Origin of the sequence: Albibacillus kandeliae (assembly GCF_003116585.1) — a bacterium.
Lineage (GTDB): Bacteria > Pseudomonadota > Alphaproteobacteria > Rhodobacterales > Rhodobacteraceae > Albibacillus > Albibacillus kandeliae.
On the sequence record NZ_QEHM01000004.1, the window covers coordinates 484,206 to 506,853 of the forward strand.

A 22,648-nucleotide genomic window follows, 5' to 3' on the forward strand; every position below is an offset into this window, starting at 1 on the left:
GCGTGCGCGTGATGCAAGAAGGGGCGGGCGCGCGCGGCGCCCACCCCCGTTTGACGTTACAGCCGGATTACATCTTGCACTGTTCGGCGTAGCTGTCGCCGTAGTTCTCCAGCAGCACTTCGCGGGTCTTGGTGTGGACGCCGGAGTCGTCCTTGACCACGTCGAGGATGTACCAGTTGTGGATCGGGTGCTGGTTGGCGCCGAACTTGAAGTCGCCGCGGACCGAGGCAAAGTCGGCCTCTTTCAGAGCGGCGCGCAGGGCGTCGAGGTCATCGACACCACCGGTCTTGGCCAGGCCGGAGGCGATCAGCTTGCCGGTGTCGTAGCCCTGCGAGGCGTAGTAGGTGATCGGACGATCGCCGTACTTTTCTTCCCAGGCGGCCACGAATTCCTTGTTGGCCTCGTTGTCGAAGTCGCGGTTCCAGTGCGCGGTGGCAACCACGCCCACGGCCGCGTCACCCACGGCGTTCAGCACGACGGCATCGGTCGACGGCTCGGACAGGACCATCGGGATCTGCCCCAGAAGGCCGGCCTGCTGGTACTGACGCATGAAAGCGATCCCGAGGCCGCCCGGGTGGAACTGGAACACCACCTCGGGGTTGGCGGCGCGGATCTGGGCCATCTCGGCGGAGTAGTCGGTCTGGTCGAGCTGGGTGTAGAGCTCGCCCGCGATCTCACCGCCGAAGGTGCGCTTGAAGCCCGCGATGGCATCCTTGCCGGCCTGGTAGTTCGGGGCCAGCACGAAGGCGTTCTTGTAGCCGAGCTTCTTGGCGGCAGCGCCTGCGGCCTCGTGCAGGGCGTCGTTCTGCCATGCGACCACGAAGTAGTTCGGGTTGCAGCCTTCGCCCGCCAGCGTCGAGGGTGCGGCGTTGGGGCTGATGTAGATCACGTCGTTGGCGACGACATCGGGCACCGTGGCACCGGCGACGTTGGAGAAGATGATGCCGGTCATCAGCTTGACGTCTTCGTCGTACATGAACTTCTCGGCGATCTGGCGGCCGTTGCCCGGCTTCAGACCGTCATCCTCGACGAGGAATTCGACCGGGACGCCGCCCAGCTTGCCGCCTTCCATCTCGGCGGCGAGCATCAGGCCGTCGCGGGCATCCTGCCCGAGGTAGCCCGCAGGACCGGAGAGCGTGGTGATCACGCCGATCTTGACGGCATCCTCGGCAAGGGCCGGGGCGGCGAGGGTCAGGGCCGCAGCGGTCGCAGCGGCAATACGGTTGAGGAACATAGGTGACTCCCTTGTTGCTTTGTTCGTTCACGGCTCTTCTTGCGTGGCCTGTCCGATTGTGGCCGGGAAACCCCTCCCGCGGCAACCGGCCTTCCGCGAGGGGGCCGACGGCACGCCGGACGAGGGCCGGGAACGTCTCGAATTGCACACGGCTTCGCCGAGTTGTTTTAACATTAAAATAATGTCACCCCCGACAACGCAAGCAAATTGATGTTGCGGCATGTCGATATCTCATTTTGGTATGGCCAGCCGGGAAAGCGGGCCCCGGACGGGTCGAACCAGGCGCGCCGGAGGGCGGAATCCCCTGTTTTCCGCCGGTTCGGGAGAGCGTTTCGGAAATAGTCGACAATCGACAAATCCTCGGCTAGTCACGGGCCCGAACACGATGCGACGGACCCGGGATGGCCACCACCGACAACAGCCTCAAAACGCGCACTCCGCCCTTCCTGCCGGTCACCCGCGACGGGCTGGTGGACAGGGTGGCCGATTCGCTGGCCGAGGCCATCCTTGCGGGCCGCATGGCGCCGGGGGACCGGATCGCAGAATCTACCATCGCGCGGCAGATGGACCTGAGCCGCGCACCGGTGCGCGAGGCGCTGCGGCGGCTCGAGAGCTCGGGGCTGGTGGACTACAAGACCAACCGCGGCTTCTTCGTCCACGCGATCACCGGCGAGTCGCTCGCCAATCTCTACGAGCTGCGGATCGTGATCGAGACGGCGGCGGTGGCCCGGCTGGTCCGCACCAATGCCGGGGCCGCCCTGCCGGGCCTGCAGGCGCAGCTCGGCGAGTTGCGCCGGCTCGCCGAGGTCGGGGCCGACATGGCCACCCATGTCAGCGCCGACATGGAGTTTCACCGGATGATCTGCGCCGCCTCGGGCAACCCGCGGTTTCTGCAGGTCTTCGACCAGATCGCGAACGAGACCCGGCTCGGCATCCTCGTGATCGGCCGCCTCTACGACGACCAGTCCGTGCTGGCCGAGACCCACGAACCGATCGTGCGCGCCATCGAGGCCCGCGACGCCGAAGCCGCCGTGGCGGCCATCGCGCACCATATCGGCTATGCCCGCGATCAGGTCGCCAAGCTCTTTGACTCGAACCAGGAAGGCACGCACAGATGAAATGCTTCTACGCATCCGCGACCGAGGCGCACGATCCGAAATTCCGCCTGTCCGCGGGGGTGATCGCCCGCAACGCGGAACAGGCCGAGCGCGCCCACCTGCTGCTGGCGGGGCTCGACCGGCTCGGGCTCGCAACCAGCGAACCCGGCCCGGTCGCGCGCGAGGTGCTGACCCGAGTGCACCCCGAGCGGTTCCTGTCCTTCCTCGAAACCTGCTGGGAAGACTGGCAGAAGCTGCCCAACGCCGGACCGGAGGTGGTGCCCAACGTGCACCCGCTGAACTCGGTCGCCACCTATCCGCAGCACATCCTCGGCAGGGCGGGCTGGCACCTCGGCGACACCTCGGCGCCCATCGGCAGGAACAGCTGGGTCGCCTCCCTCGGCGCCGCCGCCGCCGCGCATGACGCCGCCCGGGCGGTGCTGGCGGGCGATGACTCGGCCTATGCCCTGTGCCGTCCGCCGGGGCACCACACCTCGGCCGAGGTCGCGGCGGGCCACTGCCTGCTGAACAACGCGGCGATCGCGGCAGAGGTGCTGCGCGAGTCGCACGAGCGCGTCGCCGTGCTCGACATCGACGTGCACCACGGCAACGGAACGCAGGACATCTTCTACGACCGCGACGACGTGCTGATGGTCTCGGTACATGCCACGCCCGAGTCCTACTACCCCTTCTTCACCGGCTACGAGTCCGAGACCGGGCGCGGCAAGGGTGAGGGCTTCAACCTCAACCTGCCCCTGCCCCGCTCGACCTCGGACGATGGCTGGTGCACCGCCATTGAGGCCGGCCTCGCCCGGATCGCCGAGTACAAACCCGGCGCCCTGGTCCTCAGCCTGGGACTCGACGCGCACGAAAACGATCCGCTAGAAGGGCTGAAGGTGACGTTCGACGGCTTCCTTCGGGCCGGTCGGATGATCGCCGCGGCCGGCCTGCCGACCGTTCTGGTACAGGAGGGGGGCTATCTCTCGCCCGACCTGACCACCTCGCTCACCGCCTTCCTTGCCGGATACACCGGCCAGGACATTGAACTGACGCCCCCGGCGCAACCCGCCATCTGACAACCCGGAGCTTTTGATGAACACCCGTTCCAACTCGCTGCACGAAACCGACATCGCCTATCAGGTGCACCCCTATACCAACGCGCGGGTGCACGAGAAGCAGGGCCCGATGATCATCACCAAGGGCGAAGGCGTCTACGTCTACGACAGCGAGGGCAAGAAGTACCTCGAGGGCCTCGCCGGTCTCTGGTCTGTCGCCGTCGGCTTCTCCCAGCCGCGCCTTGTCGAGGCCGCGGCCAAGCAGATGGCCGAACTGCCCTACATCCAGAACTTCGCGCACAAGGCCCATGCGCCGGGCATCCTGATGGCCGAGAAGCTGGTCCAGATGACCCCCGAGCACCTGACCAAGGTGTTTTATACCAACTCGGGCTCCGAGGCGAACGACACCGTCGTCAAGTTCGTCTGGTTCATGAACAACATGCTGGGCCGCCCGGAGAAGAAGAAGTTCCTCGCGCGCAACAAGGCCTACCACGGCATCACCGTCGCCTCCGGCTCGCTGACCGGTCTGCCGGGCAACCAGCGCGGCTTCGACCTGCCGGCTATCCCGGTCACCCACCTGACCTGCCCGCACTACTACCGCTGGGCTAACGAGGGCGAGAGCGAGGCCGAGTTCACCGCGCGCCTGCTGAAAGAGGCCGAGGACACCATCCTGGCCGAAGGCCCCGAGACCATCGCCGCCTTCATCGGCGAGCCGGTCATGGGCGCCGGTGGCGTGATGACCCCGCCCGAGGGCTACTGGCCGGGTATCGAGGCGATCTGCCGCAAGTACGACATCCTGCTGGTCTCGGACGAGGTGATCAACGGGTTCGGCCGCACCGGCAAGCCCTTCGGCTGCCAGACCTACGGCTTCAAGCCCGACATCCTGGTGACCTCGAAGCAGCTGACCTCCAGCTACATGCCGCTGGCCGCCATCCTGATGTCCGACGAGGTCTATCAGGTCATCGCCGACTACACCGCCGAGCTCGGCACCCTCGGCCACGGCTTTACCGCTGGCGGTCACCCGGTGGCCTGCGCCGTCGGCCTCGAGAACCTCAAGATCATCGAGGAAGAGGACCTGATGGGCAACGCCGCGCGGCTGGAGGACAAGTTCCAGTCGGGCCTGCGCAAGTTCTCCGATCATCCGATCGTGGGCGAGGTCCGCGGCGTCGGCCTGATCGCCGGTGTGGAACTGGTGCAGGACAAGGCGACCAAGAAGTCCTTCGAGCCCGCCGGCAAGATCGCGGCGATGGCGGCCAAGTTCGCCGCCGACGAGGGGCTAATCGTGCGCAACATCTACGAGACCATCGGCATCTGCCCGCCGCTGATCATCACCGAGGCGCAGGTGGACGAGCTGATCGAGAAGCTCGGCAAGGCCCTCGACGCGACCCACGCCTGGGCCAAGTCCGAAGGCCTGCTCTGAGGCCCTGACGGCCGGATAAGAACCTCCCGGGCCATTCGCGGCCCGGGACTTCATCTTCTTTGGGGTCCAAGTATCTCGGGGAGCGCGAGGGGCTGAGCCCCTCGCTCCCGCCCCCTCCACTGATACGCCCGGCTAGTCCTCGCGCCGCCCGTCACGCTCGCGGTTGCGCTCGTAGCGATGCCGCACCGGGAACTCCGGCAACCAGGCTTCGCGCCGGATCGTCCAGTTCTCGTAGGTCGGGACCAGCTGGTCCGGGGCATCGAGCGTCCCGAGGTGGACCTCGACCTCATCTTCCCAGACTGCATAGACCGAGGACCCGCAGGCGGGGCAGAAGTGCCTGCCGTGGTAATCCCGCGTTTCTCCGGTGATCTGCACGGCCTCGCGCGGATAGATGGCGGCCGCGTAGAACAGCGCGCCGTGGTGCTTGCGGCAGTCGAGGCAATGGCAGATCCCGACCCGCCAGGGCTCGCCGCTGGCCGCGATGCGCACCGCACCACACTGGCATCCGCCGGTGAATGTCTTCATCTCCGCTCTCCTCGCCCTGCTCCGCGCAAAGCTAGGCCGGGCGGGGTTCAGCGCAAGGCGAAATGAAAACCCCGGCGCCGAGGGGGCACCGGGGTCTCCGTGAGTGACTGGAATCGGCAGGGCCGCGCCACTTGGGGGCGCTGCTGTCCCCGCCTTCCCTCGAGATCAGAGAACGACCACGTCCAGCGGGGGGAAACCATTGAAACCGACCGACGAGTAGGACGACGTGTAGGCGCCGCAGGCGCGGATCACGATGCGGTCCCCGGCCTTCAGCCCGACCGGCAGCTGCACCGGGCGGTGCTCGTAGAGCACGTCGGCGCTGTCGCAGGACGGACCGGCCAGGATGCAGGCGCCGGTTTCCTCGTGGTCGCGGGCGGTCTGGAACTGGTAGCGGATCGCTTCGTCCATCGTTTCGGCGAGGCCCGAGAACTTGCCGATGTCGAGGTAGACCCAGCGGTGCAGATCGTTGGGCGACTTCTTGGACACCAGCAGCACTTCGGCCACGATCTTGCCGGTCTCGGCGACCATGCCACGGCCGGGCTCGGCCATGATCTCCGGCACTTCGCCAAAGCGGGCGCGGATCAGTTCCATGACGGCGGCTGCGTAGGTGGTCGGGTGCTCGATTTCCTCGCCGTAGAAGGCCGGAAAGCCGCCGCCGATGTTCAGCAGGGTAAGGCCGAAACCGGCGTCCTGTGCGGCGTGCCAGATGGCCGCGACCTGGTCCAGCGTGCCGGTCCACATGGCGGCGCGCTTGGTCTGCGAGCCAACGTGGAACGACAGGCCGACCGGGCGCAGGCCGAGGTCGCGGGCGTACCCCAGCAGCGACAGGACGTGGGTGGTGGCGCAGCCGAACTTGCGCGACAGCGGCCAGTCGGCTTCGGAGTTCTCGACGATCACGCGGATGTAGACGCGGGCGCCCGGGGCGTGCTCGGCGATCTTGGCCAGCTCTTCCTCGGCATCGGCGGCGAAGAGGTCGATCCCGGCGTTGAAGGCGAATGCGATGTCCGACGGGCGCTTCACGGTATTGCCGAAGGAGATGTGCTCGGGGGCGGCGCCCTGGCTCAGGCAGAGCTCGATCTCGCCACGCGATGCGGCGTCGAAGCGGCTGCCCTTGCCGACCAGCACTTCGATGATCTCGCGCGCCGGGTTGGCCTTGACGGCATAGTGGATGCGCGCGCCACCGTTGTCGGTGCCGAGGCCACGGGCAAGTGCATCGTACTGCTCGGCGACGAGCGCGGAGTCGATGACGAGGGTCGGGCGATCGAAGGTGTTTGCCGCGATGAAGGCGTCGATGTTGCGAGCGCGCGCGTCAGCGACGGCTCCGACGAAGTCGGTTACGTAAGCGTTCATGGTCATCTCCAATAGACCCGGCCATCTATGACCGCTCAGTTCCAAGGGAGACGTTACCGTCGCTACGTAAACACGGGGCTGGTAAGCCCTGCCCGGCCAGAGGCGCGTGCGTTGGCGTCTATGGCGGCGCATTTAAGCCATCTGCGGATTCGTTCAAGATGGAAAATGTGGCGCGCCCAACGAATTCCCGGGAGGTGCAGTCCGCTGTGCTTTTGTCACCTCAGATCGGCGGAATCGGGCCGCTTGGAAGAGGTTTCGATACATCGTCAGACGGGAGATCGGCGGGTTATGCGGCCGCAGCGAGCATTCGCCGCCATCCGTTAACTCATTAATTTTTAATAAGTTATTCCAGACCTTCGGGCGATCTCGCTCGCGATGACACGAAAGCGTGACTTGCGCGCGACCTATTTCGTTATATCTAAATTATCGAAATAACGAAAACGGAAGCAAGATGAGACATCGACATCACGATCACATGGATCGCAGACACCAGCGGCCCGAGCGCGACGACGCCGAGGGCCGTGGGCATCGCCACCACCGGGGCGGCGGCAAACATCATGGGAAAGGCCCCCGCGGCGGAGGGCATCGCGGCGGCGGACGGCCGCTCGATCACGGCGAATTGCGCCTGATCGTCCTCTCCCTCCTCTCCGAGGACCCGCGCCACGGCTATGAGCTGATGCGCGGCATCGAATCACTCTCCGGTGGCGCCTACAGCCCCAGCCCGGGTGCGATCTACCCGACGCTCTACTGGTCCGAGGACACCGGCTATGCCGAGGTTGCGGCTACCGAGGGCAGCAAGAAGAGCTATCGCCTGACCGAGGCCGGGCAGAGCTTTCTGAGCGCCAACGAGGGCGCGCTGAAGGAGGCGGTGGAACGGCTCGGCTCGCTGCGCGAACGCAGCCAGGCGCGGGACCGCCACCGGCAGGCCGGGGAGGACGGGCTTGACCGGAACATCCTCGAGGTTCTGGCCGTCTACCACGAGCGGATCGAACGCGAGCAGGAAGAGCGCAAGGCAGCCCGCGAGACCGGGAAGGAGTTCAGCCGTGACAACCGGCTGCTGGCGGTCGGGCCAAAGACCGGGCGGTTCATCAATATCCTCGCCCGCAGCCTTGAGAGCCCGACGATCCTCGAGCTTGGCACCTCGTTCGGCTACTCCGCCATCTGGCTGGGTGAAGCGGCCCGTGCCACTGGCGGCCGCCTGATCACCATGGAGCTGAGCCCGGAGAAATCCGAACAGGCGCGGCAGATGTCGGAGAAGGCGGGGCTGGCCGAGCACGTGGACTTCCGCGTCGGGGACGCGGTCGAGTTGATCAATACCATGCCCGAGCGGGTGGATTTCGTTCTCGTGGATCTGTGGAACCACCTCTACGAGCCCTGCCTCGCGGCGCTGGCGCCCAAGCTCAACCCGGGGGCCATTCTGGTTGCCGACAACATCCGCCCGGGCGACCCCGGCACGGCGCCCTATATTGCCGCGCTGCGGGCCATTCCGGGAATGCAGAGCGTTCCCCTGCCCGTCGGATCCGGGCTGGAGGTCAGCCGTTACCTGCCCTGAAGGCACTGACCCGAAACGAAAAAGCGCCACGGAATGATCCGTGGCGCTTTTCTGTATAGGTCGGACGGACCGGTGCGATCAGCGGCGGTCGTCTTCGTCCTCGTCGTCGTCATCGCTGCCGCCGGGCAGGTTGAAGAAGCTGTCGGCGTCGGCGAATTCGTTGTCGCGGCGCTCGTCTTCCTCGTCGTCATCGTTGTTGTCGCCCGAGAGCGTAAAGGTTTCGAGACCTTCGATGGCGGTCGGGATCTTCGGCTCGGGCGCCATGCCCAGCGACTGTTCGGTGGAGACCAGCTTGCGGCGTTCGTCGTCGCTCATCACCGCGCCTTCGGCAGCACGCTTGGCGGCGGCCTTCTGAACAGCGGCGTCGAGTTCGGACTGCTTGCAGAGACCGAGGGCGACCGGGTCGATCGGCTGGATGTTGGCGATGTTCCAGTGGGTCCGCTCGCGGATGGCCTGGATCGTCGGCTTGGTGGTGCCGACCAGCTTGGAGATCTGGCCATCGGAAAGTTCGGGGTGGAACTTGACCAGCCACAGGATCGAGGCCGGGCGGTCCTGCCGCTTGGACAGCGGGGTGTAGCGCGGGCCGCGGCGTTTCTCTTCACCGACGGCGGCGGCGTTGATCTTGAGCTTGAGCCTGTGCATCGGGTTGTTTTCGGCAGCGTCGATCTCGGTCTGGAGGAGCTGGTTGTTGGCGACCGGATCAAACCCCTTGACCCCGCCCGCGACGTCGCCATCGGCGATGCCCTGGATCTCCAGCTCGTGCATCCCGACGAAATCCGCGATCTGTTTGAAGGTAATGGTCGTGTTGTCCACCAGCCAGACGGCGGTGGCCTTGGGGTGAAGCAGTTTCGACATCCTTCGTCTCCTTAACGCAATTCTCTCCCCTTGCCTGACTTTGCAGGCTGCCTCGGGCATTCCGGGGCGGTTTCCGTTGTCGGGGAACTGACGGCCTATATAGTCAGACGAGAGGCATAAGGAAAGAGGCGAATGCAGGCACCTTCAAACCGGCTGATCCCCGCGCTGGCGCTTCTGGCGGCCATTCTCGCGGCTCCAGTGGCGTGGGCGGGCGGCAAGCCGGGCGACTTCGACTACTACGTCCTGTCGCTCAGCTGGTCGCCGAACTGGTGCGCGACCACCGGCGACGCGCAGGGGTCGGAGCAATGCGACCCCCGGCACGATCACGGATGGATCCTGCACGGCCTCTGGCCGCAGTACCATCGGGGGTACCCTTCCTACTGCCAGACCTCGCAGCGCGCGCCCTCGCGCGCGATGACTGCCGAGATGGGCGATGTCATGGGCACCTCCGGCCTTGCATGGCATCAATGGAAGAAACACGGCACCTGTTCCGGCCTGAGCGCGAGTGACTACTATGCGCTGTCGCGCACGGCCTATGACCGGGTGAACCGGCCCGAACTGCTGCGCAAGATCGACCGATCCCTGCGCCTGCCGGCCTCGGTGATCGAGGCCGCGTTCCTTGAAGCCAACCCGGAGTGGAGCAAGGATACGGTGACCATCACCTGCAAGGACGGCTACATTCAGGAGGCCCGGGTCTGCCTGTCGCGCGCGCTGAAACCGGTGCCCTGCGGGCAGGACGTGGTGAAGGACTGCACGCTGAAGGACGCGCGGTTCGAACCGATCCGGTGAGTTTGGGGCCGGTCCCGGCCTTCGCCAAACCACGCTCAGAAAATGGCAGGTAGAGACAGAAAGCCCCGCGACCGGGCAGGTCACGGGGGATCGTTTGTCAGTCGTGTCGCGCTCAGGCGGCCTTGCGGCGGCGTCCGGCGGCGAACAGGGCGATCAGGCCGGTCCCGATCAGAACGCCGCCAGCGGGCAGCGGAACGGGGGTGACCGTGACCAGGTCCTGGTTCTGGGCGCTTTCGAGGAAGGTCAGCTTGTAGTCGCCGACCTTGCCGGTCCAGAGGTTGGTGAGATAGCTCTGCGCCTGCGTCTTGACGGCGACATTGCTGCCCATCTTGAACGCACCGCTGTTCAGGTCATACGCGCCGCTCGAATCCAGCATGACTTCCCAGATCGCCACCTGCAGCGCGGCCGCTTCGAGCGAGGTGTCGATCACCTCTGCCAGCGACGAGCCGCCGAGAACGCTCGAGAACAGGCGGGACAGGTTGTCGTAGGTGGTGCCGGTGAACAGGTTGCTGTTGTACTCGGCGGTCATCGGGCTGCCGATGTACTGGGTCAGGTCCACGCAGAACGCCAGGAAATTGCCCAGCGCGTCATCCGACTTCATGTGGAACATGCCTGCCTTGACGTTGCCGTCGTAGCCGGGACCGGAGGTGGTGATCTTGACGGTCTGCTGCAGGTCCGACGCGCCGAAGAGGCCGCTGTCCTGATAGGTGAGGTTGATGCTGGAGGCAGAGGCCGCACCGGTGAATGCGGCGATCGACAGGGCGAGGCCCAGGAAATGCTTTTTCATTACTGGTCTTTCAAATCACTCGTTACATGTCACGGCCCGGCCAACCACTGGCCAGACCGTCATGCGCACAGCTTGTGCCATATTTCCGCCCCATTTCACAATTGCCGGATTGGAAACGGACCGTCTCCGGACGTATGGCTCCTCAGATTTCCAGCACCGTGCTGCCGGTAGTCTTGCGGGCTTCGAGCGCAATGTGGGCCGCTGCGACCTCGGCCAGCGGAAAGCGCTGGTCGATCCGGATCTTCACGTCACCGGACAGGACCTTGTCGAAAAGTTCCCGCGCCATCGTCTGGCAGGCCTCGTGGTCGGCGATGTGGGTGAAGAGCGTCGGGCGCGTGACCTTGAGCGATCCCTTCTGACCAAGGATGCCGAGGTTGAAGTTCTCGACCGGACCGGAGGCGTTGCCGAAGGAGATCATCATGCCCAGCGGTTTCAGCGAATCCAGCGAACCCATGAAGGTGTCCTTGCCGACGGAATCCATGACCACGTCGACCCCTTTGCCGCCGGTCAGTTCCTTCACCCGGGCGGTGAAATCCTCGGTCCGGTAGTTGATGCAGTGGTCGGCCCCGTGGTCGAGGGCCAGTTGGCATTTCTCGTCCGAGCCTGCGGTGGCGATCAGGCGGATGCCCTCGGACCGGGCCCACTGGCAGGCGATGAGTCCGACGCCGCCCGCGGCCGCGTGGAACAGCACGGTGTCGCCGGCCTTGATCGGCGTGGTGCGGCGGAACAGGTAGTTCACCGTCAGACCCTTGAGCATCATTGCCGCGCCGGTCTCGAAGTCGATCCCGTCGGGCAGCGGGCAGACCTGTGCCGCGGGCATCACCCGCGCCTCGGAATAGGCGCCCGGCGGCACGGCGGCATAGGCGGCACGGTCGCCGATCTTGAGGTGCGTCACGCCTTCGCCGACCGCTTCGATCACGCCGGCGGCCTCCATCCCCAGCGCCTGCGGCAGCTTCATCGGGTAGAGCCCGCTGCGCTGATAGCAGTCGATGAAGTTCAGCCCGCAGACCTTGTGGGCGATACGGATCTCGCCCGGGCCGGGCTCTCCGACCGGACGGTCGGCCAGCTTGAGGACCTCCGGTCCGCCGTGTTCCTCGATGATGACGGTGCGCGCTGTACGGGTCATGCCGGTTCCTCTCCTCGTCGGGTTTGGCGCGACTAAACGCCGAATGCGGAGGACTGTCCACCGGGTGCCGTTTCACTCGTCGCATGGTTTCCGTGCCACGCAATCCGGCGTCGCAAAAGAGTGACGCGAAATTTCCGCTGTGACGTGGTAGGATAGCCCTGTCGAGGCGACCGGATCGGACGCCCGCAAAGACCGCGACGCTCCGGTCGCCCGGCTGCACAGGCACTCGGGAGGAGCCAGGCCATGGCCACGACTATCGGAAACCCGCTGAGCTGGACCGCGCGCAATATCGGCGCCACGTCCCGCCATATCGCGTCTGCCACCGAGGAGATCGGCAGCGACGTCGCCGCCGACCCGCCTCATGTCAGGCGGCTTTCAACGACGGACATAAGGGCCGCCCTCCGCGCGGGTTGGGAGGATTTCCAGGCCAACCGGTCGGACGCCATGTTCGCGGCGGTTTTCTACCCGGTCATCGGGCTGATCCTGTTCGGCGTCGGCATGCAGCTGTCACTGGCGCCGCTGCTGTTCCCGCTGCTGTCGGGGTTCGCGCTGCTGGGGCCTGTCGCCGCCATCGGCCTCTACGAGGTGAGCCGCCGCCGGGAAATGGGCGAACCGGCCAGTTGGCGCCACGCCTTCGGCGTGCTCAGCTCTCCTGCCCTTGGCTCGATCATCGTGCTCGGGCTCTACCTCGCCGGGCTGTTCTGTCTCTGGATCATCGCGGCCCACGGGATCTACATGGCCACGCTTGGTCCAGATCTGCCGACCAGCCTCGGCGGCTTTCTGACCGAGGTGCTGACGACCGGAGCGGGCTGGACGATGGCGATCATCGGCATGGCCGTCGGCGGGGCCTTTGCGCTGCTGGTTCTGGCCATCAGCGTCGTCTCGTTCCCGCTGCTGATCGACCGGCACGTTGGCGTGCCGGTGGCGGTGGTCACCTCGGTCAGGGTCTTCCGGCGCAATCCCGAGGTGATCCTGACATGGGGCGTCGTGGTGGCCGCGCTGCTGGTTCTCGGCGCGATCCCGATGCTGCTGGGTCTGATCGTCACCGTGCCCCTGCTGGGGCACGCGACGTGGCACCTTTACCGGCGCGCGGTGGACTGATCAGCCGCCCGCGACCTTGAGGACGATCTTGCCGATGTGGCCCGAGCCCTCCATCCGCGCATGGGCGGCGGCGGCATCGGCAAGGTCGAACTCGCTGTCCATCACCGGCGCGATACGCCCCGCGTCCAGCAGCGGCCAGACCTTGGCGCGCAGCTGGTCGGCGATGGCCGCCTTGGCCGCAACGCTCTGCGGCCGCAGGGTCGACCCGGTGATCGTCAGGCGGCGCGCCATGACCAGCGCGAAGTTCAGTTCGACGACCGGGCCGGAGAGAAAGGCGATCTGCACGAGGCGGCCGTCAAGGTCGAGAGCCTTGACGTTGCGCGGGATGTAGTCTCCGCCCACCATGTCGAGGATCAGGTCGGCACCGCCCTCGGCCTTCATCACCTCGACGAAATCCTCGTCCCTGTAGTTGATCGCGCGTTCGGCCCCGAGATCGGTGCAGGCCTTGCACTTGTCCGCCGACCCGGCGGTCGCGAACACACGTGCGCCAAAAGCATTGGCCAGCTGAATCGCCGTCGTGCCGATGCCCGACGACCCGCCGTGCACCAGAAACTTCTCGCCGCCCTTCAGGCCGCCGCGCATGAAGACGTTGGACCAGACGGTGAAGAAGGTTTCGGGAAGGCAGGCGGCCTCCTTGAGGCCCAGACCCTTGGGCACCGGCAGGCAGTGCGCCGCCGGAGTCGCGACGTACTCGGCATAGCCGCCGCCCGGCAGCAGGGCACAGACCATGTCGCCCAGCTTGACCTCGCTGACGCCCGGACCCACCGCGACCACCTCGCCGGAGGCTTCCAGACCCGGCAGGTCGCTGGCATCCGGCGGCGGCGCGTAGGCGCCCGCGCGCTGCAGCGCGTCGGGGCGGTTCACCCCGGCCCAGGCGACCTTGATCACCACCTGCCCGTGGTTCGGCACCGGCATGGGCCGTTCGCAGAGTTTCAGCACCTCGGGCTTGCCGGGTTCGGTGATCTCGACAGCGCGCATGGTCTCGGACATGGTGGTCTCCCTATCAGTTCGGGCGCACTCTGTCCGATCCGCGCCGGTATCGCAATCGGGTCAGCGGCGCGGTGCGGTCCAGCCGGGGAAGCCCTTCATCCGGTCCGCGGACGGCGCCTTGATATGGCTCAGGAGCCAGTTGGGGCCGGCCAGCAGCGGCTTCAGGACCGGGCTGCGGTTCACGTCGGCCTTGAACTTCTCGAACTGCATCACGTTCTCGATCCGCCGATCGAGGAACTCCCATGTCGCGCGATGATCCTCGCTGTCGTCACCCAGCCAGTAGAGCACGGTGGCCGAGTAGACGGCGGAGAGCGTCGCGCGCTTGGTGTACCAGTTGTAGTCGTCGGAACTGTCGCCGAGGGTGTCCCAGATCAGGTCGGCGGTGCCCCAGATCGCGCGGGCGCCGTCGCCGCTGTATTGCGGCAGCGAGAACAGCGTGGTGCCACGGCGCACCAGCTCGCGGTCGGTCACCGCTTCGAGGCGGTAGCGGATCGCGGAAATGATCCGGTCGCGGATTCGCATGGAGGCGAGATCTGCCCCCTTCAGCCGCTCGACCATCGCGGCATCGCCGCGCTTGTGATAGGCAATCGCCAGTTCCACGGCCCCGCGCGGGCAGGCCGCGCGCGCCTGCGCGAGCGGGATTCCGGCGTCGTCGGCCGCGGCCCGGAACGTGGTGTCGCTCCAGCCGTCAAAGGCCACGTGAACCAGCGCCGCATCGAGCAACCGGTCTGTCAGGGTTTCCGATGTCGCGTCCATCTCGGCTCTCCTTGGATGCATTCGCCCGGGTGCTGGACAAGATAGGATGATCTTGCTATAGAGCCACCTCCTGCAAATTCCTTGCAACTTTAAACTAGAAAGGTGGTGACAACCACATGCAGGTTAGTGTTCGCGACAACAATGTCGATCAGGCGCTCCGTGCCCTGAAGAAAAAGCTGCAGCGTGAAGGCGTATTCCGCGAAATGAAGCTCAAGCAACATTTCGAGAAGCCGTCCGAGAAGAAAGCGCGCGAGAAAGCTGAAGCGATCCGCCGCGCCCGGAAACTGGCTCGGAAGAAAGCGCAGCGTGAAGGTCTGCTCTAAGCAGCCCTACGGCATTGCGACACGAAAGAATTTGACGACCCCCGTGGCAGACGCCTTCGGGGGTTGTTCGTTTCTGGGGGTTCGCTTCTAAAGGGGCCGCCCGCGCGGCGGCGGCAATCCGGTCCGGACCCCGTGAGGGGATTGCAGGGCCCGAACCGGGACGGGGCCGCGCAAAAGGGAACGGCCCCGACAGGTCACACCGCTACATCAGGTGCTCGACGAACCATGCGCATTGCGCCGGGGCCGAGATCCTGAACATCTCGCCGGTGTAGGCCTCGAAGTGGTGGCAATCGAGGATCAGCAGCTTCTTGGGTTCGAGCGCGCGCTCGTAGGCCGCCAGCGTCATGTCCGCCGGTGTCAGGTGGTCGTAGCGCCCCACGACCATCATCAGCGGCGTCGGCCCGATCCGGCTGATGTAGTCGGCCGGTTCATACTCGGTGAACATTTCCATCGACCGCAGGGTGATCTCGTTCTTCCACGACCCGAGGTTCTCGGGCGGGAGCGAGGTGAAGAACTCGCGGCTGTCATCGGTCGGCAGGGCACAGGGATCCTCGGGCCCGTTGCCGACGACCGGCAGCGTCAGCGGCGCCTCGCCGCGCATCCGCCCCTGCCGGTCGGCGACGAATCCGGCACGCAGACCCAGCCAGTGATCGGACCGGACCAGCCGGCGGGCGTTGTCGAGACCCTGCACCAGGGGCACCTGGCTGATCACGCATTTCACCCGGCGATCCTTGGCCGCGACGACCAGCACGTGACCGCCGCTGTAGGACGAGCCCCAGATCCCGATGCGCTCGCCGTCGACGTCGTCGCGGCTTTGGGCATAGGTGATGGCATCGCGGTAGTCGCGAATCTGCTGCTCGGGGTCGATCTCTCCACGCGGTTCGCCCGCGCTGTCGCCGAGGTTGCGGTTGTCGTAGACCAGCACGTTCATTCCGGCGGTCTGGAAGGTCTCGGCGAACCCCTGCAGGTGCATTTCCTTGGTGGCCGAGAACCCGTGGCTCATGATCACGGTCGGCGCCGGGCCTGTGGCCCCCTTGGCGGCAAAGAACCATGCGGCCAGAGCGACCCCGTCCTCGGTATTGAAGCTGATATCGGTTTTCATGAACGTTTCCTCCTCCCGTTCGAGTGGCCGGAAACTAGGGCAATCCCCGCGATGCCGCTTGACGCGGAGCGCGCTAATTGTTGACCATCCGTGCAGCGGACCTCGGGGAGGGGGCCGCCGGGAGGACCGCATGGAGCATTGGAGCACGGCGCAGGCTGGCGCGCAGGACCGTTTCGACGCCTGGACGACAGCGCTGGGGGAGACCCACCTGCCGTGGCGGATGCGTCCGCCCCGCAGCGCCGACTTTCATGCCGAGCTGCAATCGCTTCAGACCGACACGCTGAGCATCGTGAACTGCCGCTGCGCGCCTTGCGCGGGGTATCGCGATCCCGCCGCGATCCGGGGGGCCGAGGACGGGCTCTACGGGGTGCTGATATTGAGGAGCGGGCGCGAACGGGTGCGGCAGGGCGATCAGGCCTACGAACTTGGCGCCGGATCTGCGCTGATCTGGGACTCGGCCAGGCCGATCGAGTTCGAGGTGCTGGAACCGCTGGACAAGTGCACCCTGTTCATCGGCAAGGACATGCTGCACCGGCATACCGGGCGGTCCGATCTGCCGCTGGGTCTGCTGAACAGCCGGCAGGGCTTTGGCGCGCTGCTGTGGTCGCGGGTCGCCGCGCTCGACTCGCTGATGACCGACTTCGATGGCGCGGCACGCCATGCGCTGGGGCTCGCGCTGTTGCAAGACCTTGCCAACTCGGCGCATGGAATCGAGCGCCCCTCGCCGTCCGGCGCGCGGCAGTCGCTGTTGCAGCGCATCGGCAGGCTCGTCGAGGCCCATTACGCGGATGCCGAGTTCGGACCTGTCGAACTTGCCGCGATGGCTGGCGTGTCGCTCCGCTACCTGCACCAGCTGTTCCAGGACGAGGGCGAAACCGTTGCCGCCCGCATCCAGCGCCTGCGGCTTGAAGCCGTCCGTGCCGATCTGGCCGACCCGGCCCTCGCCGGTCTGTCGATCACCCAGATCGGCTTTGCCCGCGGCTTTTCCAGCTCTGCGCATCTGAGCCGCAGCTTCCGCGCGCGGTTCGACATGTCGCCACGGGACTACCGCACCGCGCAGCTCTCAAGATAGGTCCGATCAGGGCGCGTCAGCTTTCCGCCAGCCACGCCTTGGCGGCGTCCATCTGTTCTGCGGGGAAGTATTGCACCTCGCCCTTCAGGACCCGCTTGCCGACCTCGGCGGCCATGCGCTGCCACCCGGCATCGCCGACGATTGCCGCACGGTCCACCAGCCCGGCATGATCCCGCACCAGTCTGAGGTGATCGCCAATGGCGCCGAGGCCCTGCCAGCCGTCGAACTCGCGGATGTCGAGCAACAGGCGGAACCGGTCATTCCGGCGGATGAAAGCGTCGAGGTCGCCGGCCTCCTCGGCGTAGACCGCACCGTCGAGCTGGCCGCGCAGCTGGAGGTGGAGGACGCCGCCGCCAAGGTCTGTCTGGTGGATGGCGCCCAGCGACTCGACCAGCCAGCGCCGCGCCTCGTCGACCTCATCCGGGGCGAAGACCTTTACCGGGCAGGGCATGAAGACCCAGAATGCCTTGATGGTGCGGCGCATGCCTGCCGAGCCGGTGACAACGGCGACCCGGTCGAAGCCGCGCCAGTGCTTGAGCCCCGTCCGTGCGTCATCCATCATCGCGCCGAGGGTAAAGTCCTTCAGGTCGCTTTCGAGCACGATCAGCACGCGGATCCGGTCTGACTGTTCGATGGCCTTGTCGATGGCCGGGACAAGAACGGTCTTGTAGTCCTCGTCGGTGACCGCGCCGGACATGCGGAATTCCAGCAGGTCCTCGTGGCCGGTGTCTCTCTGTTCAATCATCGGTTCGATCTCCTCAAGGTCATGGTCTCAGCCTACCCCTCTGCTCCGGGCCGGGCCTTGACCTGAATCACCCCGAGGTGCCGGTCATCCTCCGGCAGTGAGCGATGCCAGATCCACCTCGCCGGCGGCCACGCGGGCCAGCAGCGCGACGTGCACATCCAGCGCGTCGATCACCCGGTAGCCGGGATCCTGCCCGTCGAAGGCGAGATTCAGGTCCGTTCCGGCGAGTACGATGGCCTCGGCGCCCTGCTCCGCGACCATGCGGCGGCCCGCCTCAAGGAACAGCTGGCGCTGCGCATCGCTGCACCGCCCCGCGACCGCGACATCCTGATAGGTCTGGCCGATGGTCTCGATCTCGTCATCCAGCGCGACCGCCTCGGTACGCTCCAGCTGGCCGAAGAGCCGCGTCCGCATCACCACGCGGGTGCCCAGCAGGCCGATCCGCCCGATCCCCTGATCCGCGAAGAAGCTGTCGAGCGGCGTCACCGCCGAGATCAGCGGCAGCGGCGAGATCGCGGCCAGTTCGTCAAAGCAATAGTGCGCGCCCAGCGAGGTCAGCGCCGCGATCTCGGCGCCCGCGCCTTTCAGCTCTGCGATCTGGTCGGCGAAGATCCGGGCCTGCGGTTCGCGGATATCGGCGAGGTTGTTGCGGATCAGCGTATGGATGTCGCCGTGGGACAGGGTCATGCGCAGGCGCGCGCCCTTGGCCTCGACCGCCGCCGCAAGCCGCTGGTAGTAGACGAGACTCGCCGCGACCCCGATACCGCCAACCAGTCCGATGTGCATGCCTGCGCCTCCTCAGGGCCATTGCTTGCGAGCAGACTGCGACTGAATCGCGTGCTTTACAAGGGAGCCCCGTCAGCCCGCGAGGATCATCTCGCTCGCCTTCTCGGCGATCATGATGGTGGGCGAATTGGTGTTGCCGCTGGTGATCGTCGGCATCACCGAGGCATCGACGACCCGCAGCCCCCCAACGCCGCGCAGCCTAAGCTGAGGATCGAGCGGCGCGGAGTCGTCAGCGCCCATGCGCACGGTGCCGACCGGGTGAAAGATCGTGGTGCCGATGTCCCCGGCCGCAGCCTCGAGCTCGGCATCGGTCGCGGCCTGCAGGCCCGGCTTCATTTCCTCGGGCCGGTAGCGGGCCATCGCGGGCTGGGCCATGATCCGGCGCACCTGACGGATCGCCGCCACCGCGACCGCGCGGTCGCCCTCGGTCGAGAGGTAGTTCGGTGCGATCCGGGGGGCGGTCGCCGGGTCCGGCGAGACGATACGGACCTGTCCCCGGCTCTCGGGACGCAGGTTGCAGACACTGGCCGTCATCGCCGGGAAATCGTGCAGAGGCTGGCCGAAAGCCTCGAGCGAGAGCGGCTGGACATGGTATTCGAGATCCGGCGTTTCGAGATCCGGGCGCGATTTGGAGAACGCGCCCAGCTGGCTTGGCGCCATCGACATGGGCCCGGTGCGGCGCAGCATGTACTCAAGCCCGATCATCGCCTTGCCGAAGAGGCTGGAGGCCATGGTGTTCAGCGTCTTGGCCCCGGTCAGCCGCCAGGCGCAGCGCAGTTGCAGGTGGTCCTGCAGGTTGCCCCCGATCCCCTCGACCTCGCGCAGCACGTCGATGCCGTGGTCCTGCAACAACGCCCCCGGCCCGATCCCCGAGAGTTGCAGGATCTGAGGCGAGTTCACAGCGCCCGCCGAAAGGATGACCTCGCCGCCGCAGCGCGCGGTTTTCAGGACGCCGCCCTGCCGGTACTCGACCCCGACGCAGCGGCCCTCCTCGATCAGCAGCCGGGTGGTATGCGCTCCGGTTTCGACCTGCAGCTTGTCCTTGGGGGCGGTCCGGAGAAACGCCTTGGCGGTGTTCAGGCGCCAGCCGTTTCTCTGGTTGACCCGGAAGTAGCCGACGCCCTCGTTGTTGCCGGTGTTGAAATCATCGGTCTTCGGCAGACCCTCGGCCTCGGCCGCCGCGATCCAGTCGTCGAGGACATCCCAGTGCAGCCGCTGGTTGTCGACCCGCCATTCACCCCCGGCGCCATGCATGTCGCTGGGCCCGTCGACGTAATCTTCGACCCGCTTGAACAGCGGCAGCACGTCGTCCCAGCCCCAGCCGGTGCAGCCCATCTGGCGCCAGTTGTCGTAATCGGCCGCCTGTCCGCGCAGGTAGAGCATGCCGTTGATCGAGGAACATCCGCCCAGCACCTTGCCGCGCGGGTAGAGCAGGGAACGCCCGTTCAGGCCCGGCTCGTCCGCCGTGCGGTACATCCAGTCGGTGCGGGGATTGCCGATGCAGTAGAGATACCCCATCGGAACGTGGACCCAATGGTAGTTGTCGCGGCCCCCGGCCTCCAGCAGCAGCGTCTTGCGCCCTGCCCGGCTCAGCCGGTTCGCCAGCACGCAGCCGGCGCTGCCCGCGCCGATGACGATATGGTCCCAGGTCATTCACGTTCCTCCCGGCGGAACCTTCTCCGAGCCGCCGGGAGGGTGCAAGTGCGAACTCCGCCGCCGGTCAGGCGCGGGTGCCGACGATGCGCCGGAGTTGCGAGGGGAAGAGCTGCAGCAGCAGCGTCTCGGTCATCGCCTTGCCGCGCACCTCGACATAGGCCGCGATGTCGATCGGATCATCGTTGTTCTCCGGCAGGGCCGAGAAATCGATGTCGAAGATCGCGCGCCAGTAGTCCTCACCCGCCACCGGATAGACGGAGGTGTTGTCCACCAGCCCCTGCGAGGCCGAGACGTGCAGGACGGCGTCGCCGCGCCCGAGTCCGTCGAAGCCGTGCGGATCGAAGTCGCAGACCATCTTGGCCACGCCAGCCGGTCTGGGCTGGCCGGGAACGCCGCCCGCACCGATCCGCGTCGCGGTGAAACAGGCGGTGTCGGGCGTCACCGGGCAGCTTTCGGCCCAGTGCAGGCGATAGGCCAGATCGTAGCGGCTGCCCGCCGCGGCCCGGGGGCCCGGGGTCCAGAAGGCGACGATGTTGTCGTGGATCTCGTCGTCGGTGGGAATCTCGACCAGCGAGACGGCACCGTTGCCCCAGTTGCCCTTGGGCTCGATCCAGGCGCTCGCGCGTTTTTCGTAGAAGACGCCGTCGTCGAGGTATTCCTGAAAGCTCCGCTCGCGCTGCATCAGCCCGAAACCGCGCAGGTTGTCGGCCATGAAGGCGTTGGCCATCGTGCGCGGCGGGTTGTTCAGCGGACGCCAGGTGCGGCGCCCCTCGGAATCGTGGATCTCGAGGCCGTCGGAATCATGCACCTCGGGCCGCCAGTCGGGCGCGAGATTGCGGTTCTGCTTGCCGTACCAGAACATCGAGGTAAGGGGCGCGATACCCAGCCGCTCGACGTCGCCGCGCAGGAAGAGGGTCGCGTCGATGTCCTGGATCACGCCCTTGTCGCGCGACGAGGAGATGCGATAGGCGCCGGTCGCGCGCGGGCTCTCGAGCAGGGCATAGGCGACGAGGCCGCCGTTCTTCTGCGGTTCCAGCCAGAAGCGGGTGAAGCGCGGGAACTCCTCGGGGCCGGTGGCGACGGCCGTGTCCAGTGCGAGGCCCCGGACCGACAGGCCGAACTGGCCGCTGTAGCCCGAGGTCCGCCAGTAGGAGGCGCCAAGGAAGGCCATCCAGTCGAGGCCCGAGGTCTCGTCCTGCACGCGGAAGCCTGCGAAGCCCACGGAATCCTTCAGCGATTTCGCCGGGTTGTCTTCGGGGATATCGAACAGGCCCTTGGAGAACAGCACCTCGCGGGCCATGCCGCCCTCGACGGAGTAGACCTTGATGGATTCCTTGAAGTAGCGGCCGGGGAAGAAGAACTGGACGGGCGAGCGGCCCGCCTGACCCTTCCACAGGCTGCGGTCGGGTTTGAACCGGATCTGGTTGTGGCGGTCGTAGTCGAGCTTGTCGAGCGTCTCGGCCTCGGCGATGCGCGCGGGCTTGAAATCCTGCCGCGACAGCAGGCGGGCCTTTTCTTTCAGAAGTTCGAAGGAGAAGGCTTCTGCCGGGCCCTCGACGGGTGTCGTTGCGCGGGCAACGTCGGGCAGCAGATAGAAGGCGCCCGCAGCGAGGGCGGATGCCAGAGCATCGCGGCGGGTAAGGGTCGTGTCGGACATGATAATCCCGGGTCAGTGTGCCAATGGCGACAGAAATGATAGGGCAGAGGGAAAACGCAATGCGGCGTTTGCAACAGGACTGGATTCGGCAGTCTCCCGCCCGAAATGGCGGCGCATCTGCCCGGCTGGCGGTCCGGGGTCCGGCGATCTGCACACTTGGGCGGCAAAGCCCGTGGCCTCTCGTCCCGACCCGGTGAACGCCACCGCGGTCAGACGGGCAAGGCCGTTGTCCTGAAGACGGTCCGCAGGGCAAAGCTCGACTGCATCTGCGCGACCCCCGGCAAGCGGCTGAGATGCTGGCGGTGGATGCGCGCAAAATCCTCGGTATCCTCGGCGACGATCTTGAGGATGTAGTCCGCCGTGCCCGCCATCAGGTGGCATTCGAGCACGTCGGGGATGCGAGAAACCGCCTTTTCGAAGGCATCGAGCACCTCGTCGGACTGGCCCTGCAGGGTGATCTCGACGAAGACCACGGTGGACACGCCAAGCTTCTTGGCGTCCAGCAGTGCGACGTAGCCCTTGATGTACCCCTCGCTCTCCAGCCTCTGCACCCTGCGATGGCAGGCCGACGGCGACAGGTTCACCTGCTCGGAGAGGTCGGCGTTGGACATGCGTCCGTTGCGCTGAAGCGCGGAGAGAATGTTGCGATCTATCGAGTCGAGGGTCATTG

The 22,648-nt window shown here is 66.4% G+C and carries 22 protein-coding genes; 8 read left to right on the forward strand and 14 right to left on the reverse strand.

What is annotated here, in order from left to right; translation table 11 throughout:
* Positions 1 to 67: 67 nt before the first annotated feature.
* Complete coding sequence (locus tag DDT93_RS13060; RefSeq protein WP_109466283.1) at positions 68 to 1,234, reverse strand: ABC transporter substrate-binding protein; 1,167 nt, start codon at positions 1,232 to 1,234, stop codon at positions 68 to 70.
* Positions 1,235 to 1,635: 401 nt separating this feature from the next.
* On the opposite strand from DDT93_RS13060, the gene DDT93_RS13065 reads away from it, so the two are divergent.
* The 3 genes from DDT93_RS13065 to DDT93_RS13075 are packed head-to-tail and all read left to right on the forward strand — an operon-like array spanning position 1,636 to position 4,806.
* Complete coding sequence (locus DDT93_RS13065; RefSeq protein ID WP_109466284.1) at positions 1,636 to 2,352, forward strand: GntR family transcriptional regulator; 717 nt, start codon at positions 1,636 to 1,638, stop codon at positions 2,350 to 2,352.
* Positions 2,349 to 3,407, forward strand: a complete 1,059-nt coding sequence (locus DDT93_RS13070) for a histone deacetylase family protein (protein ID WP_109466285.1) — start codon at positions 2,349 to 2,351, stop codon at positions 3,405 to 3,407. Before DDT93_RS13065 ends, DDT93_RS13070 begins: the two co-directional genes overlap by 4 nt.
* Positions 3,408 to 3,423: 16 nt before the next feature.
* A complete protein-coding gene (locus tag DDT93_RS13075) occupies positions 3,424 to 4,806 on the forward strand; it encodes an aspartate aminotransferase family protein (RefSeq protein ID WP_109466286.1) in 1,383 nt (460 codons plus the stop codon).
* Positions 4,807 to 4,938: 132 nt separating this feature from the next.
* Here the strand turns inward: DDT93_RS13075 and DDT93_RS13080 are convergent, their stop codons facing one another.
* Positions 4,939 to 5,331 carry a GFA family protein gene (locus tag DDT93_RS13080; protein WP_109466287.1) on the reverse strand — a complete coding sequence of 131 codons (393 nt, stop codon included), beginning with the start codon at positions 5,329 to 5,331 and terminating at the stop codon, positions 4,939 to 4,941.
* 165 nt (positions 5,332 to 5,496) lie between these two features.
* Positions 5,497 to 6,681, reverse strand: a complete 1,185-nt coding sequence (locus DDT93_RS13085; RefSeq protein WP_198654839.1) for a type III PLP-dependent enzyme — start codon at positions 6,679 to 6,681, stop codon at positions 5,497 to 5,499.
* Between the two features lie 451 nt (positions 6,682 to 7,132).
* On the opposite strand from DDT93_RS13085, the gene DDT93_RS13090 reads away from it, so the two are divergent.
* Positions 7,133 to 8,233, forward strand: coding sequence for a class I SAM-dependent methyltransferase (locus DDT93_RS13090; protein ID WP_109466289.1), 1,101 nt, complete (start codon positions 7,133 to 7,135; stop codon positions 8,231 to 8,233).
* A 78-nt stretch (positions 8,234 to 8,311) separates the two neighbouring features.
* On the opposite strand, the gene DDT93_RS13095 is transcribed toward DDT93_RS13090, so the two are convergent.
* A complete protein-coding gene (locus DDT93_RS13095) occupies positions 8,312 to 9,088 on the reverse strand; it encodes a DUF1013 domain-containing protein (RefSeq protein WP_109466290.1) in 777 nt (258 codons plus the stop codon).
* 132 nt (positions 9,089 to 9,220) lie between these two features.
* Here DDT93_RS13095 and DDT93_RS13100 point away from each other — a divergent pair, with 132 nt between their 5' ends.
* The gene (locus DDT93_RS13100) at positions 9,221 to 9,877 is read left to right on the forward strand and encodes a ribonuclease T2 family protein (RefSeq protein WP_109466291.1); all 657 of its coding nucleotides are present in this window, start codon (positions 9,221 to 9,223) and stop codon (positions 9,875 to 9,877) included.
* Between the two features lie 112 nt (positions 9,878 to 9,989).
* Here the strand turns inward: DDT93_RS13100 and DDT93_RS13105 are convergent, their stop codons facing one another.
* Positions 9,990 to 10,664 (reverse strand): VPLPA-CTERM sorting domain-containing protein, encoded by a 675-nt coding sequence (locus DDT93_RS13105; protein WP_109466292.1) that lies wholly within the window; start codon positions 10,662 to 10,664, stop codon positions 9,990 to 9,992.
* A gap of 142 nt (positions 10,665 to 10,806) precedes the next feature.
* The gene (locus DDT93_RS13110; protein WP_109466293.1) at positions 10,807 to 11,790 is read right to left on the reverse strand and encodes a quinone oxidoreductase family protein; all 984 of its coding nucleotides are present in this window, start codon (positions 11,788 to 11,790) and stop codon (positions 10,807 to 10,809) included.
* Between the two features lie 243 nt (positions 11,791 to 12,033).
* Between DDT93_RS13110 and DDT93_RS13115 the strand changes: the two genes are divergently transcribed.
* Entirely contained in the window at positions 12,034 to 12,891 is an 858-nt protein-coding gene (locus tag DDT93_RS13115) for a DUF2189 domain-containing protein (RefSeq protein WP_109466294.1), read from the forward strand.
* Here DDT93_RS13115 and DDT93_RS13120 read toward each other — a convergent pair whose 3' ends face one another.
* Positions 12,892 to 13,881, reverse strand: a complete 990-nt coding sequence (locus tag DDT93_RS13120) for an NAD(P)H-quinone oxidoreductase (protein WP_109466295.1) — start codon at positions 13,879 to 13,881, stop codon at positions 12,892 to 12,894.
* Between the two features lie 60 nt (positions 13,882 to 13,941).
* Positions 13,942 to 14,637, reverse strand: coding sequence for a COQ9 family protein (locus DDT93_RS13125; RefSeq protein ID WP_109466296.1), 696 nt, complete (start codon positions 14,635 to 14,637; stop codon positions 13,942 to 13,944).
* A gap of 116 nt (positions 14,638 to 14,753) precedes the next feature.
* Between DDT93_RS13125 and rpsU the strand changes: the two genes are divergently transcribed.
* Positions 14,754 to 14,960 carry a 30S ribosomal protein S21 gene (gene rpsU / locus DDT93_RS13130; RefSeq protein ID WP_005614280.1) on the forward strand — a complete coding sequence of 69 codons (207 nt, stop codon included), beginning with the start codon at positions 14,754 to 14,756 and terminating at the stop codon, positions 14,958 to 14,960.
* Between the two features lie 202 nt (positions 14,961 to 15,162).
* Here rpsU and DDT93_RS13135 read toward each other — a convergent pair whose 3' ends face one another.
* Positions 15,163 to 16,194, reverse strand: a complete 1,032-nt coding sequence (locus DDT93_RS13135) for an alpha/beta hydrolase (protein ID WP_109466297.1) — start codon at positions 16,192 to 16,194, stop codon at positions 15,163 to 15,165.
* Between DDT93_RS13135 and DDT93_RS13140 the strand changes: the two genes are divergently transcribed.
* Positions 16,193 to 17,134 (forward strand): helix-turn-helix domain-containing protein, encoded by a 942-nt coding sequence (locus tag DDT93_RS13140; RefSeq protein ID WP_198654840.1) that lies wholly within the window; start codon positions 16,193 to 16,195, stop codon positions 17,132 to 17,134. The genes DDT93_RS13135 and DDT93_RS13140 overlap by 2 nt on opposite strands.
* A 16-nt stretch (positions 17,135 to 17,150) precedes the next feature.
* Here DDT93_RS13140 and DDT93_RS13145 read toward each other — a convergent pair whose 3' ends face one another.
* The 5 genes from DDT93_RS13145 to DDT93_RS13165 all read right to left on the reverse strand — a co-directional run bounded on the left by DDT93_RS13145 (position 17,151) and on the right by DDT93_RS13165 (position 22,646).
* Positions 17,151 to 17,879 carry a SpoIIAA family protein gene (locus tag DDT93_RS13145; RefSeq protein ID WP_109466298.1) on the reverse strand — a complete coding sequence of 243 codons (729 nt, stop codon included), beginning with the start codon at positions 17,877 to 17,879 and terminating at the stop codon, positions 17,151 to 17,153.
* Positions 17,880 to 17,963: 84 nt separating this feature from the next.
* Positions 17,964 to 18,665 (reverse strand): aspartate/glutamate racemase family protein, encoded by a 702-nt coding sequence (locus DDT93_RS13150; RefSeq protein WP_109466299.1) that lies wholly within the window; start codon positions 18,663 to 18,665, stop codon positions 17,964 to 17,966.
* A gap of 72 nt (positions 18,666 to 18,737) precedes the next feature.
* On the reverse strand, positions 18,738 to 20,318 hold the full coding sequence (locus tag DDT93_RS13155) for a GMC family oxidoreductase (protein WP_109466300.1): 1,581 nt from the start codon (positions 20,316 to 20,318) through the stop codon (positions 18,738 to 18,740).
* Between the two features lie 67 nt (positions 20,319 to 20,385).
* The gene (locus tag DDT93_RS13160) at positions 20,386 to 21,978 is read right to left on the reverse strand and encodes a glucan biosynthesis protein (RefSeq protein WP_109466301.1); all 1,593 of its coding nucleotides are present in this window, start codon (positions 21,976 to 21,978) and stop codon (positions 20,386 to 20,388) included.
* A gap of 209 nt (positions 21,979 to 22,187) precedes the next feature.
* Complete coding sequence (locus DDT93_RS13165; protein ID WP_109466302.1) at positions 22,188 to 22,646, reverse strand: Lrp/AsnC family transcriptional regulator; 459 nt, start codon at positions 22,644 to 22,646, stop codon at positions 22,188 to 22,190.
* Positions 22,647 to 22,648: the final 2 nt, after the last annotated feature.

What these genes read in the sequence shown, in the direction of transcription:
- DDT93_RS13065 (WP_109466284.1), top strand. Translation starts at nt 1,636, where the DNA reads ATGGCCACCACCGACAACAGCCTCAAAACGCGCACTCCGCCCTTCCTG.
- DDT93_RS13135 (WP_109466297.1), bottom strand. Translation starts at nt 16,194, where the DNA reads ATGCGGTCCTCCCGGCGGCCCCCTCCCCGAGGTCCGCTGCACGGATGG.
- DDT93_RS13095 (WP_109466290.1), bottom strand. Translation starts at nt 9,088, where the DNA reads ATGTCGAAACTGCTTCACCCCAAGGCCACCGCCGTCTGGCTGGTGGAC.
- DDT93_RS13085 (WP_198654839.1), bottom strand. Translation starts at nt 6,681, where the DNA reads ATGAACGCTTACGTAACCGACTTCGTCGGAGCCGTCGCTGACGCGCGC.
- DDT93_RS13090 (WP_109466289.1), top strand. Translation starts at nt 7,133, where the DNA reads ATGAGACATCGACATCACGATCACATGGATCGCAGACACCAGCGGCCC.
- DDT93_RS13115 (WP_109466294.1), top strand. Translation starts at nt 12,034, where the DNA reads ATGGCCACGACTATCGGAAACCCGCTGAGCTGGACCGCGCGCAATATC.
- DDT93_RS13080 (WP_109466287.1), bottom strand. Translation starts at nt 5,331, where the DNA reads ATGAAGACATTCACCGGCGGATGCCAGTGTGGTGCGGTGCGCATCGCG.
- DDT93_RS13155 (WP_109466300.1), bottom strand. Translation starts at nt 20,318, where the DNA reads ATGACCTGGGACCATATCGTCATCGGCGCGGGCAGCGCCGGCTGCGTG.
- DDT93_RS13110 (WP_109466293.1), bottom strand. Translation starts at nt 11,790, where the DNA reads ATGACCCGTACAGCGCGCACCGTCATCATCGAGGAACACGGCGGACCG.
- DDT93_RS13100 (WP_109466291.1), top strand. Translation starts at nt 9,221, where the DNA reads ATGCAGGCACCTTCAAACCGGCTGATCCCCGCGCTGGCGCTTCTGGCG.
- DDT93_RS13165 (WP_109466302.1), bottom strand. Translation starts at nt 22,646, where the DNA reads ATGACCCTCGACTCGATAGATCGCAACATTCTCTCCGCGCTTCAGCGC.
- DDT93_RS13140 (WP_198654840.1), top strand. Translation starts at nt 16,193, where the DNA reads ATGGAGCATTGGAGCACGGCGCAGGCTGGCGCGCAGGACCGTTTCGAC.
- DDT93_RS13075 (WP_109466286.1), top strand. Translation starts at nt 3,424, where the DNA reads ATGAACACCCGTTCCAACTCGCTGCACGAAACCGACATCGCCTATCAG.
- DDT93_RS13145 (WP_109466298.1), bottom strand. Translation starts at nt 17,879, where the DNA reads ATGATTGAACAGAGAGACACCGGCCACGAGGACCTGCTGGAATTCCGC.
- DDT93_RS13060 (WP_109466283.1), bottom strand. Translation starts at nt 1,234, where the DNA reads ATGTTCCTCAACCGTATTGCCGCTGCGACCGCTGCGGCCCTGACCCTC.
- DDT93_RS13150 (WP_109466299.1), bottom strand. Translation starts at nt 18,665, where the DNA reads ATGCACATCGGACTGGTTGGCGGTATCGGGGTCGCGGCGAGTCTCGTC.
- DDT93_RS13070 (WP_109466285.1), top strand. Translation starts at nt 2,349, where the DNA reads ATGAAATGCTTCTACGCATCCGCGACCGAGGCGCACGATCCGAAATTC.
- rpsU (WP_005614280.1), top strand. Translation starts at nt 14,754, where the DNA reads ATGCAGGTTAGTGTTCGCGACAACAATGTCGATCAGGCGCTCCGTGCC.
- DDT93_RS13105 (WP_109466292.1), bottom strand. Translation starts at nt 10,664, where the DNA reads ATGAAAAAGCATTTCCTGGGCCTCGCCCTGTCGATCGCCGCATTCACC.
- DDT93_RS13125 (WP_109466296.1), bottom strand. Translation starts at nt 14,637, where the DNA reads ATGGACGCGACATCGGAAACCCTGACAGACCGGTTGCTCGATGCGGCG.
- DDT93_RS13160 (WP_109466301.1), bottom strand. Translation starts at nt 21,978, where the DNA reads ATGTCCGACACGACCCTTACCCGCCGCGATGCTCTGGCATCCGCCCTC.
- DDT93_RS13120 (WP_109466295.1), bottom strand. Translation starts at nt 13,881, where the DNA reads ATGTCCGAGACCATGCGCGCTGTCGAGATCACCGAACCCGGCAAGCCC.